Raw genomic sequence first — 13681 nt, forward strand, 5'->3', positions numbered from 1 at the left:
GCACTTTAGTTCGCCGACGATGCGTGCCGGTACGGCACGTTGAGGAGGCGGACCATGGACTCGAGTTCGCCGACGATGCGTGCCGGTACGGCACGTTGAGGAGGCGGACCATGGACTCGAGTTCGCCGACGATGCGTGCCGGTACGGCACGTTGAGGAGGCGGACCATGGACTCGAGTTCGCCGACGATGCGTGCCGGTACGGCACGTTGAGGACGCGAACGATGACGTCTAGTCGCAGTCCAAACGCACCGCTCTTGGCTGAACACAAGGGCAAATCCAGAGGTGTGACGCAAATCACACTTGAATGTTGCGAGATCTGGGCACGAATCGTTTGGTGGATGCGTTCGACGCTGGTACAAAGCGTTGCTTGAAGTGACGAAGGCATGTGAGGGGACAGGACGATGCCGACCGACTATGACGCTCCGCGGCGCACTGAGACTGACGAGGTCTCAGAAGACTCGCTGGAGGAGCTCAAAGCACGACGGAACGAAGCGGCGTCGTCCGTGGTCGACGTGGACGAATCCGAATCCGCAGAGTCTTTCGAGCTGCCTGGCGCCGACCTGTCCGGGGAAGAACTGTCGGTGCGCGTCGTTCCCAAGCAGGCTGACGAGTTCACCTGCTCAAGCTGCTTCCTGGTGCAACACCGCAGCCGGCTCGCCAGTGAGAAGAACGGCGTGATGATCTGTACCGACTGCGCAGCCTGACGGGTCTGGATGCCCGGCTCGCCGCGCAGCGGCGGGCGGTCACTCGCTGCCGAGCGGGTGAGCGGGCGGGCCGGCTTCGTTCAGCCCGCTGAGGGCCGACAGCACCCGTTCGGGGTGACGGCAGCTCACCAGCCAATACGGCGTCGGGTCATCAGGATCGTCGAGGACCAGCAGGACCATGGGTCCAATCCAGGCCTTATGCAACACGAATGCCGCAGGATCTAGCTGGCGGCCCAGCGCCGCGGATTTGGCTGTGCGCGCGATCTCTGCCGACCGGGCTATCACGGTGACGGGCAGGTGGGCCGTGCCGACCCACAGTTCGGCTGCGCCGTCCAGTGCGGAGTCAAGCTGTGTGCCAGCGGTGACACGGATCTCGACGCGGCCAAGCCAGAGCAGCGTTCCAGCCGCAATCGCGAACATCGTTGCGAACGGCAGCCAGTCGGGTAGGGCGCCAACACCCATGTTGACCTCGAACGCGATCAGGCCGGCCAGCCCAAAGCCCAGTGGCCACCACCACCAGGGCACCCACAGTCGTTCGCGATATCGCACGATGTGCGGCGCGACACGCGTACCGGACACGCAGTCAAGGGTAGTCTGTGGCCCCGTGTCGACCAGTCTGGCCGTTGTCCGCCTCGACCCAGGGCTCCCGCTGCCCAACCGCGCCCACGACGGCGACGCCGGTGTGGATCTCTACAGCGCAGCAGACATCGAGCTGGCACCTGGGCAGCGCGCCCTCGTTCCCACCGGCGTCGCCGTGGCCATTCCGGTTGGAATGGTCGGACTGGTTCACCCCCGTTCGGGATTGGCCGCGCGGGTGGGGCTTTCGATCGTGAACAGTCCGGGCACGATAGACGCGGGCTATCGTGGCGAGATCAAGGTCGCGCTGATTAACCTCGACTCAGCCACGCCCATCGTGGTGCATCGCGGCGACCGCATCGCTCAGCTGCTGGTGCAGCGAGTCGAGTTGGTAGAGCTGGTTGAGGTCTCGTCGTTCGACGAGGCGGGGCTGGCCGCGACATCGCGTGGCGACGGTGGCCACGGTTCCTCCGGCGGGCACGCGAGTTTGTGACCACGTGGCGACGAGGCAGAAGGGAGTCGCGATGAGGTGGGGGTCCCCCCCGTGCGCGGGGAAGAGCGGCGCTGGCGATGGCATTCGGTAGACGCGCAGAAAAAGGCAGCAGAAAAGACGCCGGAAGTACCCCCGCCGAGTCGGCGGGCATCGAGCCGGCCGACGAGCAGGCCGGAGAAGCCGGCTCCGCGGGGGCGAGCGTGTCCGCAGCCGAGTCAGACGACGTGCAGGGCCCCTTCGACATCGACGACTTCGATGACCCGGCGGTCGCAGAGCTGGCACGCCTCGACTTGGGTTCGGTACTCATTCCCATGCCCGAGGCGGGGCAGGTGCAGGTCGAACTGACCGACAGCGGGGTCCCCAGCGCGGTGTGGGTCGTCACGGCCAACGGTCGGTACACGATCGCGGCGTACGCGGCACCGAAAACCGGTGGCCTATGGCGTGACGTGGCTAGTGAGCTGGCCGATTCGCTGCGCGAGGATTCGGCCACAGTGTCGATCAAGGACGGCCCGTGGGGTCGCGAAGTCATCGGCACCGCCGCCGGCGCGGTGCGCTTCATTGGGATCGATGGCTATCGCTGGATGATCCGCTGCGTCGTCAATGGCCCGCATGAAACCTTCGAGGCGCTCACTGACGAGGCCCGCGAGGCGCTGGTGGATACCGTGGTTCGCCGCGGTGATACGCCGCTGCCGGTGCGAACGCCGCTGCCGGTGCAGCTACCGGAGCCGATGGTGGCACAGCTGCGTGAGGCAGCCGCTGCGCAGGGCGACCTCCCCGCAGGCGAGGGGGCACCCGCTGGCGGCGGACCGGTCGGGGCGCCACAGCAGCCCGACGCGGCGGCACCACGCCGTGGCGCGAAAGGATCGGCCATGCAGCAATTGCGCAGCACGACCGGAGGCTAGCTTTCCGGTCGCACCGCCTGGCGGGGGGCCAGGTCGAGTGATAGGGGCTGCGCGGTCCTAGAGCTCGCCGAGAGCGGCCAGGCAGGCTGCGCCCAGTGCCGCGGCGTCTGCGCCAATCTCGTCCAGGGTTACCACGTGCAGCGCCGCGTGCGGCGCCGCGGATACCCAGTCGACGCCGACCTGCAACGGGTGAATTGGATCGTCGACCGCGGCAGCGACACCGAGCGGGGCGGCGAGTCGGGTCAGCTCGGCGCGGCTGGGTGCGACGTATTCCGCCGCTTCTTCCATCGCGTCGGGCAACTGGGGCCACTGGGCGTGCCACGACCGGGTCAGCTCCTGGGCAAGCCACGGCGGGCTGGACACCCGCATCTGAGTCGTGGTCGCCGCCAGTCCGTCGCGACGAAGCTGCGCTGCCGAATGCCGCGCCGCGGCCGCGGCAGGCGCTGATCCGGGTGCGCCCGTCCAGGCCGGCAGGGCCGCCAGGACAGCGACTGCACGATCGGGATGGGCCAATGCCCATGCTGCGGCGACCGCGGCACCGATCGACACGCCGCCGACGCCGATCCGTCCGGTGGCTGCGGCGGTGTCGAGGGCGGCCACATACCCGTCGATCAACTGACCCGGCTGTGGCCGCGGAGTCACCAATTGTGCGCCCACCCGTTGCAAGGGGCCGGAGAATGCCCGGTAGACGTAGTCGTCGTCGGATCCGGTTCCGGGCAACAGCACGGTGGTGACACCGCGCAGATCGACAGCCACCCCTTGATAGTGCCCGGAGTCTGAGGTTGCTCCAAGGTGACTTGCTTGTCGGTGTGGCGCCCGGGAACCAACAGGTCTACGGTGACCGTTGGCATAGATAAACGCGCCGGTAGTTAGGTAGCTTGCAGCAACGACTGTGAACAACAAGAAACAACAAAATGAGGTGTCAGGAGTGGCCATGGGGGCCGAGGGTTATCTGCGCCGGCTGACCCGTCGCTTGACGGAAGATCCGGAGCAGCGGGATGTGGAGGAGTTGTCCGACGAGGTGGTCAACTCGGGTGCGCAGCGTGCCATCGATTGCGAGCGCGGCCAGGAGGTGACGATGGTGGGCACGTTGCGCTGCGTGGAAACCAACGGCAAGGGTTGTGCCGGTGGGGTCCGGGCCGAACTGTTCGATGGCACCGATACGGTCGCGCTGGTCTGGCTGGGCCAACGGCGCATACCGGGTATCGACTCCGGTCGCACCCTGCGGGTGCGGGGTCGGCTAGGCAAGCTGGAGAACGGAACCAAGGCGATCTACAACCCGCACTACGAGATCCAACGCTGACCGGCTGGCCACCGGACTCACCAGATCCTCGTGGAGACTAACCGCATCAGTGCCGAGCGCGTGCTGGCACAGGCCGGCGGTGTCAGCGGTCTGGTCTACTCATCGCTACCGGTGGTGGCCTTCGTCATCGCATCCAGTGTCGCCGGCTTGGTGGCCGCCATCGCGGTTGCCGTAGGCACGGCCGCCTTGGTCTTACTGTGGCGGTTGGCCCGTCGGGAGTCTGCGCAACCCGCGGTGTCCGGGTTCTTCGGTGTTGCCGTGTGTGCGCTGATCGCTTACCTGGTGGGGCAGTCCAAAGGTTATTTTTTGCTCGGCATTTGGATGTCGTTGCTGTGGGGTGTCGTTTTCGCAGTGTCAGTGCTGATCCGCCGACCGCTGGTCGGGTACTTGTGGAGCTGGGCCAGCCGGCGCGATCTCAGCTGGCGTGGCGTGCCGCGGGCTGTCTATGCGTTCGACATCGCCACGCTCGGCTGGACGCTGGTATTCGCTGCCCGGTTTATTGTCCAGCGGCTCCTCTACGACGCCGACAAGACGGGTTGGCTCGGGGTGGCGCGGATCGGGATGGGGTGGCCGTTGACGGCGTTAGCGGCCCTGGCGACGTATGCAGCGATCAAGGCCGCCCAGCGCGCTATGCGTGCTCCCATGGAGGTCGCCGACAACCCCACCGCGGGCGTCACCGGGTTGGACACGGATGGCGTCGCTGACTAGGTCCCGGCGTGCGCCTGGCTGTGATAGCGGCGGTCCGGCGCACCGGCTAGGTGGTAGGCAGCAGCAGCTTGCGCAGTTCGTCCTCCACTTCGGTGACCGCCACGAAGAGCAACTCGTCGCCGCCCTCTAACGGCTCGTCGGCCTCCGGCACGATGACTCGCGGTCCGCGCAAGATAGTCACGAGCGAGGCATCGCGGGGCAGCTGCAATTTGCGAACCGGCCTCCCGCCCCATGGGGTGTCGTCGGGCAAGGTGATCTCGACCAGGTTGGCCTGGCTTCTGCGGAACTGCATCAATCGCACGAGGTCGCCGACGGCAACCGCTTCCTCGATGAGGGACGCGAGCATGCGTGGCGTGGACACCGCTACGTCCACCCCCCAGGCGTCGGTAAACAACCACTCGTTGCGGGGGTCGTTGACGCGGGCCACCACCCGTGGCACCGCGAATTCGGTCTTGGCCAGCAGGCTGAGTACCACGTTGACCTTGTCATCGCCGGTGGCGGCGACGACGACGTCGAAGTCCTCGAGGTGTATCGATTCCAGCAAGCTCAGCTCGCAGGCATCTCCCAGCCGCCAACGCGCGGCGGGGATGGCGTCGGCTTCGATGTGATCGGCGTTGCGCTCGATCAGGGTGACTTCGTGGTTGTTCTCCACGAGTTCGCGGGTGACGGAGCGGCCCACGGCGCCGGCTCCGGCGACAACGACTTTCATCTGCGCCACGTCTCCCGCAATCGGGTCGAGTCCCTACCGCGGCAGCAGGGCGCCAACCCGGCAACTCGGGTGCGAACACCAGCCCAGCTGCCGTTTTTGTCGGTGTACTTCATCGTCGTCGGATTTCTTGGTCGTCGGGTTGTGTCTGTCGTTGGGTTTCTATCTTCTGGGTTCGGAATCGAAGTCTTCGCTCGGTGGCAAGGCCGCGATGGCCACCGCCTCCGCGGCTCGGCCGGATATCGCGGCCACGTAGACCTGATCGCCGGCCTGCAGGACGGTCTTCGGTTCGGGTAATACGCCGGTGCCGAATCGGATCAGGAACGCGACCCTGGCACCGGTGGCCTGCTCCAGGTCGGTGGCGCGATGACCGACCCAGTCTTCGTGAAGGATTACCTCGGCGACCGCGACGGTACCGGTCGGATCTCGCCACCTCGCGGTCTCCGAGTCGTGCGTCAAAGCGTTGAGCAGGCGATCAGTGGTCCAGGGCACGGTGGCAATCGTGGGGATACCCAGTCGTTCGTAAACCTCAGCGCGCTTGGCGTCGTAGATGCGTGCGACGACGCGCTGAACGCCGAAAGTCTCGCGAGCCAACCGGGCCGAGATGATGTTGGAGTTGTCACCGGAGGACACCGCCGCGAATGCATCTGCCGCCTCGATACCCGCCCGCAAAAGCACGTCCCGGTCGAATCCCTGGCCCAGCACTCGCTGTCCATCGAACTCCGCGCTGAGCCGGTTGAAGGCGGTGCTGTCACGGTCGATAACCGCGACATCATGGCCGATTCGGGACAGCCCGTCGGCCAGCGAAGAACCCACTCGGCCGCACCCCATCACCACCACCCGCACTAGAGGTCCTCTCGGCTGCGTTCTGCGCGCTTTGCTCCCCGGCCACCAACGTTGGTGGCCCGACACCGGTCGTTCAACATTCTCGCCTACGGAACGCTACCGCCACACCCGCGTGGGCTTACTCTTGGCTCTCGTGTCCAAACTTTCCACCGCCGCGCGCCGGTTGCTCATCGGTCGGCCGTTTCGTAGTGATCGGCTGAGCCACACGTTGTTGCCGAAGCGGATCGCCCTGCCGGTGTTCGCTTCAGATGCCATGTCATCGGTGGCGTACGCCCCGGAGGAGATCTTCCTGATGCTGTCGGTGGCCGGCGTGGCGGCCTATGCGATGGCGCCGTGGATCGCGTTGGCCGTGGCCGCGGTGCTATTGGTCGTGGTGTCCAGCTACCGGCAGAACGTACACGCCTATCCGTCGGGTGGCGGTGACTACGAGATCGTCACCACCAACCTAGGGGACACCGCCGGCCTCGTGGTCGCCAGCGCGCTGATGGTCGATTACGTTCTTACCGTCGCGGTTTCGATCGCCTCGGCGTCATCGAATATCGGCTCCGCTATTCCGTTCGTGTACGACCACAAGGTGTTCTTCGCCGTGTGCGCCATCGTGCTCGTGATGGCGATGAACCTGCGCGGCGTTCGCGAATCCGGGCTGGCGTTCGCGGTCCCGACCTATTTGTTCATTGCGAGTGTCAGCGCCATGCTCATCTGGGGGCTATTTCGGATCTGCGTTCTGAATAACCCGCTGCGTGCCGAATCCGCCGGGTTCGTGATGCACGCAGAACACAGCGGGATCGCTGGTCTCGCGCTGGCATTTCTGGTGGCCCGGTCCTTCTCGTCCGGTTGTGCGGCACTAACCGGGGTGGAGGCGATCAGCAACGGCGTGCCGGCGTTTCGGAAGCCGAAATCGCGCAACGCTGCCACAACGTTGCTCATGTTGGGCGGCATTGCGGTGGCCCTGCTGATGGGGGTGGTCGCGCTGGCAGTCATGACCGGAGCCCAGGTCGCCGATGATCCCAGTACGCAGCTGACCGGCACTCCACCGGACTACCGCCAGAAGACGCTGGTTGCACAGCTGGCCCATGCCGTTTTCGGTAGCTTCCATGTCGGGTTCTTGCTGATTACCGCGGCCACGGCACTCATCCTGGTGCTGGCCGCCAACACGGCGTTCAACGGCTTTCCGGTGCTCGGCTCGGTCTTGGCGCAGCACAGCTACCTGCCACGCCAACTGCACACTCGCGGGGACCGGCTGGCCTTCTCCAACGGGATCCTGTTCCTGGCGGCGTCGGCGATCGGGGCGGTTGTTGCGTTCCGCGCCGAACTCACCGCGCTGATCCAGCTCTATATCGTCGGTGTGTTCATCTCGTTCACGCTGAGCCAGATCGGCATGGTACGGCATTGGACCCGGTTGCTGCGTGACGAGACCGATCCACCCGTCCGGCGCAGAATGGTGCGTTCTCGGTTGGTCAACACTGTCGGCTTCATATCCACCGGCACGGTCCTATTGATCGTGCTGATTACGAAATTCCTTGCTGGAGCCTGGATCGCGATTGTCACCATGGGCGCGCTCTTCATCGTGATGAAGCTGATTCGCAGGCACTACGACGCGGTCAACCGGGAATTGGCGGAACAGGCTGCCGATGAGGAAAACGCGATGGTCCTGCCGAGCCGCAATCACGCCGTCGTGCTGGTTTCGAAGTTGCACCTACCGACGCGGCGCGCGTTGGCCTACGCGCGCGCCACCCGACCTGACATCTTGGAAGCCGTAACGGTCAGCGTCGACGATGCCGAGACGCGCGAGCTGGTGCGCCAATGGCAGGACAGCGATATTAGCGTGCCGCTCAAGGTCATTGCCTCCCCGTACCGTGAAATCACCCGTCCAGTACTGGATTACGTCAAACGAGCGAGCAAGGAGTCGCCGCGAACGGTGGTGACCGTTTTCATCCCCGAGTATGTCGTGGGGCGCTGGTGGGAGCAGGTTCTGCACAACCAGAGCGCATTGCGGCTCAAGGGCAGGTTGTTGTTCATGCCAGGGGTGATGGTGACATCGGTTCCCTGGCAGCTGACTTCGTCCGAACGGCTGAAGACGTTGGAGCCGCACGTGGCTCCCGGTGATACACGTCGGGGGATCCTCGATTGACCCGAGACCCCGACCGAGCCATCGATCACGCGACGCCGCCGGCACCGTGTGGGGACCTCACGGTGGTTGCCGGTGCGCCCGCGAACGGTGGCAGCTGCGTCGCGCACCACGCAGGCCGGGTGGTCTTCGTCCGCTACGCGTTGCCCGGTGAACGCGTGCGAGTACGCGTCACTGCGGACCGCGGTTCCTATTGGCACGCAGAGGTTGTCGAGGTGATTGACCCGTCATCCGACAGGCGGGCGCCGCTATGCCCGATCGCCGGGGTGAACGGCTCTGGGTGTTGCGATCTGGCGTTCGCCGCTCCAGAAGCTGCCCTGGCGCTCAAGGGACAAGTTGTGGCCAACCAGCTGGAACGTCTGGGTGGATATCGCTGGAATGGTGAGGTGCAACCACTGTCGGATGCGGGCCCCACCGGTTGGCGTACCCGGGTCCGGCTTGACGTGGGTGCTAGCGGCCGCGCCGGTTTCCACCGCTACCACAGCGATGAGCTGGTCACTGACCTGCGCTGCGGGCAGCTGCCGGCCGGCATGCTCGATGGGCTTGCAACGGGCGACTGGACGCCGGCGGCCCAATTGCATGTGGCAGTCGACGACGAGGGTGAGCGCCATGTGGTGGTGCGCACCGCGCGGCACGGCCGCCGCAACGCACCCAACCGGTACGCGACGAAGGTGGTCGAGGGTGAGTATCACGCGCTGCAGCGGGTGGGCCTGCGCAGCTGGCGGGTGCCAGTCACGGCCTTCTGGCAGGCCCACCGCGACGCGGCGGCGGTGTATAGCGGCCTGGTCGCCGACTGGGCGCAACCCGGTGCCGGCAACACCGCCTGGGATCTCTACGGCGGTGCGGGAGTCTTTGCGGCCGTGCTCGGCGAGGCGGTGGGGGAGTCCGGGCGGGTGCTGACCGTCGATACCTCGCGTGCGGCATCGGGGGCCGCGCGTGCCGCCGTGGGCGATCTACCACAAGTGGAGACCGTCACCGGTTCGGTGCGACGGACGCTCGAGGCGCAACGAGCAGGTGCTGACGTGGCAGTGCTAGATCCGCCGCGGTCGGGTGCCGGGCGTGAAGTGATCGACCTCGTGGCTGCCGCGGGCGTACCACGTGTCGTGCATATCGGTTGCGAGGCAGCGTCTTTTGCTCGTGATATCGGTCTCTACCTCGGTCATGGTTACCGCGTCGAAAAGATCAAGGTGTTCGACGCGTTCCCGCTGACCCACTACGCCGAGTGCTTTGGGCTCTTAACCCGCTAGCGCACCTCACAAATGGCGGCCCCCTGTCACGGCTCTAACGTCCATGCGTGCCGTAGGCCGCATCGCATACCGCATCAAAGCGCGCAACGAGGCGAAATGCGACAAAACGCTTACTGATTTCTAAAGGCCTGTGTGCATTCTGCATCGTGGCCGTGCACATCGTGTGCACATTGCTACAGGTTGTGGGCACATTGAATCAGCAAATCTATGAACCAAATATGAACTGATCGCGAGTCGCTGGACTCGAGGAATTTTCGGCAACGGTCGATGTAGTGTCCTACGGCCAAGCGGGTAGATGACCGTGTGACACGGACCGCGTGGGAAAACCGCCACGCGAGAAAGGGGGTTTGAGTCATGAACTTTTCGGTGTTGCCACCAGAGATCAACTCAGCCAGGCTCTTTTCCGGAGCTGGCTCAGGCCCGATGTTGGCGGCCTCGGCCGCCTGGGATGGCTTGGCGTCCGAATTAGACTCGGCGGCAACAGCTTTTGTGTCGCTGACCGCAGAATTGGTCGATCAGGCGTGGCAGGGTTCGGCGGCTCAGGCCATGGCATCAGCGGCGGCGCCGTATGCGGGCTGGTTGAGCAGCGCGGCAACCCAAGCAACGGTCGCGGCCTCGCAGGCCAATGCGGTCGCCGACGTTTTTGAGGCGGCGCTGGCGGCCACCGTGCATCCGGCGCTGGTGGCAGCCAACCGCGATCAGTTCGTGGCACTGGTGTTGTCGAATGTGTTGGGGCTCAATGCCCCGGCGATCGCGGCAACCGAATTCCAGTACGAGGAGATGTGGGCTCAAGACGTCGCCGCGATGGTGGCGTACCACGGTGGAGCAGCCGCGGCGGTGGCGCAGTTGGCGGGGGGGCCTGTGCAGGCGTTGGCGACCGCCCCGGCGCAGGCGGTGTCGGCGGTGTCGGAGTGGCCGAACTTTGGTTATGGCAATGTGGGGGGCGGCAATGTCGGGTTCTTCAACACCGGTGAGTTCAACGTCGGTGGGTTCAACACCGGTTCGGCCAACATCGGGTTTGGCAACCTGAGTCCGAATTTCCCGGTGGATCCCAACAACCTCACTGCCTTTGGTGCGTTGGGAATCGGTAACAACGGCCTGAATAACGTGGGCCTGCTCAACACTGGTACCAACAACCAGGGCTTGCCCGTGGGGTTGCTGTCGTTGTTGGGTGCGGGCAATCACGGCAACTTCAACCAGGGCCTGTTCAATACCGGTAATCACAACATCGGTATCGGGCTGACCGGCGACAACCTGATCGGGATTGGCCCACTGCACATCAATTCCGGTGCATTGTCGGCGGTCGCGGCGCAATTGGCGGCACCAGCGTCGGCGGCGGCACAGTTGGTGGCTGCGCCGGCGCAGGCGGTGTCGGCGGTCTCGGAGTGGCCGAACTTCGGTTACGGCAATGTGGGGGGCGGCAACGTCGGGTTCTTCAACACCGGTGAGTTCAACATCGGTGGGTTCAACACTGGTTCGGCCAACATCGGGTTGGGCAACCTGAGTCCGAATTTCCCGGTGGATCCCAACAATCTCACTGCCTTTGGTGGTTTGGGTATCGGTAACAACGGCCTGAATAACGTGGGCCTGTTCAACACCGGTATCAACAACCAGGGCTTGCCGTTGAGCTATCTGTCGTTGTTGGGTGTGGGCAATGAGGGCAGTTTCAACCAGGGGCTGTTCAACACGGGTAATCACAACATCGGTATCGGGCTGACTGGTGATCATCTGATCGGGATTGGTCCGCTGAACTTCGACCACGGTGCGCTATCAGGGTTGGTGTCGCCGGCGCAGGCGTTGGCGGCCGCGCCAGCGCAGGCGGTGTCGGAGTGGCCGAACTTCGGTTACGGCAATGTGGGGGGCGGCAACGTCGGGTTCTTCAACACCGGTGAGTTCAACATCGGTGGGTTTAACACTGGTTCGGCCAACATCGGGTTGGGCAACCTGAGTCCGAATTTCCCGGTGGATCCCGACAACGTCACCGTCTTTGGTGGTTTGGGTATCGGTAACAACGGCCTGAATAACGTGGGCCTGTTCAACACCGGTATCAACAACCAGGGCTTGCCGTTGAGCTATCTGTCGTTGTTGGGTGTGGGCAATGAGGGCAGTTTCAACCAGGGCCTGTTCAACACCGGTAATCACAACATCGGTATCGGGCTAAACGGTGATCACCTGATCGGGATCGGTCCGCTGAACTTCGACCACGGTGCGCTATCAGGGTTGGTGTCGCCGGCGCAGGCGTTGGCGACCGCGCCAGCGCAGGCGATGTCGCAGTGGCCGAACTTCGGTTACGGCAATGTGGGGGGCGGCAACGTCGGGTTCTTCAACACCGGTGAGTTCAACATCGGTGGGTTTAACACTGGTTCGGCCAACATCGGGTTGGGCAACCTGAGTCCGAATTTCCCGGTGGATCCCGACAACGTCACCGTCTTTGGTGGTTTGGGTATCGGTAACAACGGCCTGAATAACGTGGGCCTGTTCAACACTGGTATCAACAACCAGGGCTTGCCGTTGAGCTATCTGTCGTTGTTGGGTGTGGGCAATGAGGGAACCTTTAACCAGGGCCTGTTCAACACCGGTAATCACAACATCGGTATCGGGCTAAACGGTGATCACCTGATCGGGATCGGTCCGCTGAACTTCGGCCACGGTGCGCTATCAGGGTTGGTGTCGCCGGCGCAGGCGTTGGCGACCGCGCCAGCGCAGGCGGTGTCGGCGGTGTCGGAGTGGCCGAACTTCGGTTACGGCAATGTGGGGGGCGGCAACGTCGGGTTCTTCAACACCGGTGAGTTCAACATCGGTGGGTTCAACACTGGTTCGGCCAACATCGGGTTGGGCAACCTGAGCCCGAATTTCCCGGTGGATCCCGACAACGTCACCGTCTTTGGTGGTTTGGGTATCGGTAACAACGGCCTGAATAACGTGGGCCTGTTCAACACTGGTATCAACAACCAGGGCTTGCCGTTGAGCTATCTGTCGTTGTTGGGTGTGGGCAATGAGGGAACCTTTAACCAGGGCCTGTTCAACACCGGCAACCACAACATCGGCATCGGGCTAAACGGTGATCACCTGATCGGGATCGGTCCGCTGAACTTCGACCACGGCGCGCTATCAGGGTTGGTGTCGCCGGCGCAGGCGTTGGCGGCCGCGCCAGCGCAGGCGATGTCGCAGTGGCCGAACTTCGGTTACGGCAATGTCGGTGGCGGCAACGTCGGGTTCTTCAATGACGGTGAGTTCAACATCGGTGGGTTTAACACCGGGTCGATCAACATCGGTTTCGGCAACGTGAGCCCGAACTTCCCGGTCGATCCCAACAACGTCACCACGTTCGGTTCGATTGGTATCGGTAACAACGGTCTCGAGAACGTGGGCCTGTTCAACACCGGTACCGGCAACCAGGGCTTGCCGATCGGCCGTCTGCCCTGGCTTGGTGTCGGCAACGAGGGCAACTTCAACCAGGGCCTGTTCAACACCGGCAACAACAACATCGGCATCGGGCTCGCTGGCGACAACCTGATCGGGATTGGCCCGCTGCACATCGAGCAGGGTGCGCTATCAGGGTTGCTGTCGGCGCCGGCGCAGGCGCTGGCGGCATGGCCGGAGCAGGCGGCGCAGAGCCTGTCGGATCTGCCGAACTTCGGTTACGGCAATGTGGGCAGCGGTAACTTCGGGTTCTTCAATACCGGTGAGTTCAACTTTGGTCTCAACAATCTGGGCGCGGGCAACTTTGGCGGCTTCAATACCGGTTCGATCAACATCGGTTTCGGCAATGTGAGCCCGAACTTCCCGGTGGATCCCAACAACGTCACCACCTTTGGTGCGATTGGCATCGGTAACAACGGCCTCGAGAACGTGGGTCTGTTCAACACCGGAATCGGCAACACCGGCTTGCCATTCAGCTATCTGCCCTGGCTTGGTGTTGGCAACGAGGGCAACTTCAACCAGGGCCTGTTCAACACCGGCAACAACAACATCGGCATTGGGCTCACCGGCGACAACCTCATCGGTATCGGCCCGCTGCACATTGCCGCATAGATGCGGATCTGTCCGTAGCCGATTCAGGCGCG

General features: G+C 64.1%; 12 protein-coding genes. 8 read left to right on the top strand and 4 right to left on the bottom strand.

The genetic code is table 11. The annotated features are described in order from the left end of the window. The first annotated feature begins 402 nt into the window (after nucleotides 1–402). Nucleotides 403–705 carry a DUF4193 domain-containing protein gene (locus F6B93_RS08185; protein ID WP_211698651.1) on the top strand — a complete coding sequence of 101 codons (303 nt, stop codon included), beginning with the start codon at nucleotides 403–405 and terminating at the stop codon, nucleotides 703–705. 39 nt (nucleotides 706–744) lie between these two features. On the opposite strand, the gene F6B93_RS08190 is transcribed toward F6B93_RS08185, so the two are convergent. After that, nucleotides 745–1284, bottom strand: a complete 540-nt coding sequence (locus F6B93_RS08190) for a DUF3093 domain-containing protein (protein ID WP_211698652.1) — start codon at nucleotides 1282–1284, stop codon at nucleotides 745–747. A gap of 25 nt (nucleotides 1285–1309) precedes the next feature. On the opposite strand from F6B93_RS08190, the gene dut reads away from it, so the two are divergent. Next, a complete protein-coding gene (gene dut / locus F6B93_RS08195) occupies nucleotides 1310–1774 on the top strand; it encodes a dUTP diphosphatase (protein WP_211698653.1) in 465 nt (154 codons plus the stop codon). Nucleotides 1775–1851: 77 nt separating this feature from the next. Continuing rightward, entirely contained in the window at nucleotides 1852–2676 is an 825-nt protein-coding gene (locus tag F6B93_RS08200; RefSeq protein WP_211698654.1) for a DUF3710 domain-containing protein, read from the top strand. Nucleotides 2677–2733: 57 nt separating this feature from the next. On the opposite strand, the gene F6B93_RS08205 is transcribed toward F6B93_RS08200, so the two are convergent. Continuing rightward, nucleotides 2734–3432 carry an alpha/beta hydrolase gene (locus tag F6B93_RS08205; protein WP_211698655.1) on the bottom strand — a complete coding sequence of 233 codons (699 nt, stop codon included), beginning with the start codon at nucleotides 3430–3432 and terminating at the stop codon, nucleotides 2734–2736. A 178-nt stretch (nucleotides 3433–3610) separates the two neighbouring features. On the opposite strand from F6B93_RS08205, the gene F6B93_RS08210 reads away from it, so the two are divergent. Further along, complete coding sequence (locus F6B93_RS08210; protein ID WP_211698656.1) at nucleotides 3611–3979, top strand: OB-fold nucleic acid binding domain-containing protein; 369 nt, start codon at nucleotides 3611–3613, stop codon at nucleotides 3977–3979. 30 nt (nucleotides 3980–4009) lie between these two features. Further along, a complete protein-coding gene (locus F6B93_RS08215; protein WP_211698657.1) occupies nucleotides 4010–4687 on the top strand; it encodes a DUF3159 domain-containing protein in 678 nt (225 codons plus the stop codon). A gap of 46 nt (nucleotides 4688–4733) precedes the next feature. On the opposite strand, the gene F6B93_RS08220 is transcribed toward F6B93_RS08215, so the two are convergent. After that, entirely contained in the window at nucleotides 4734–5405 is a 672-nt protein-coding gene (locus tag F6B93_RS08220) for a potassium channel family protein (protein WP_281426143.1), read from the bottom strand. Between the two features lie 150 nt (nucleotides 5406–5555). Next, complete coding sequence (locus F6B93_RS08225) at nucleotides 5556–6239, bottom strand: potassium channel family protein (RefSeq protein WP_211698659.1); 684 nt, start codon at nucleotides 6237–6239, stop codon at nucleotides 5556–5558. 133 nt (nucleotides 6240–6372) lie between these two features. Here F6B93_RS08225 and F6B93_RS08230 point away from each other — a divergent pair, with 133 nt between their 5' ends. The 3 genes from F6B93_RS08230 (at nucleotide 6373) to F6B93_RS08240 (ending at nucleotide 13649) form a co-directional block, all read left to right on the top strand. Then, on the top strand, nucleotides 6373–8370 hold the full coding sequence (locus tag F6B93_RS08230) for an APC family permease (protein ID WP_211698660.1): 1998 nt from the start codon (nucleotides 6373–6375) through the stop codon (nucleotides 8368–8370). 20 nt (nucleotides 8371–8390) lie between these two features. Next, the gene (locus tag F6B93_RS08235) at nucleotides 8391–9614 is read left to right on the top strand and encodes a class I SAM-dependent RNA methyltransferase (protein ID WP_211699349.1); all 1224 of its coding nucleotides are present in this window, start codon (nucleotides 8391–8393) and stop codon (nucleotides 9612–9614) included. A gap of 354 nt (nucleotides 9615–9968) precedes the next feature. Continuing rightward, nucleotides 9969–13649, top strand: a complete 3681-nt coding sequence (locus tag F6B93_RS08240; protein WP_211698661.1) for a PPE family protein — start codon at nucleotides 9969–9971, stop codon at nucleotides 13647–13649. Nucleotides 13650–13681 lie beyond the last annotated feature (32 nt).

The organism is Mycobacterium spongiae (assembly GCF_018278905.1).
GTDB lineage: Bacteria > Actinomycetota > Actinomycetes > Mycobacteriales > Mycobacteriaceae > Mycobacterium > Mycobacterium spongiae.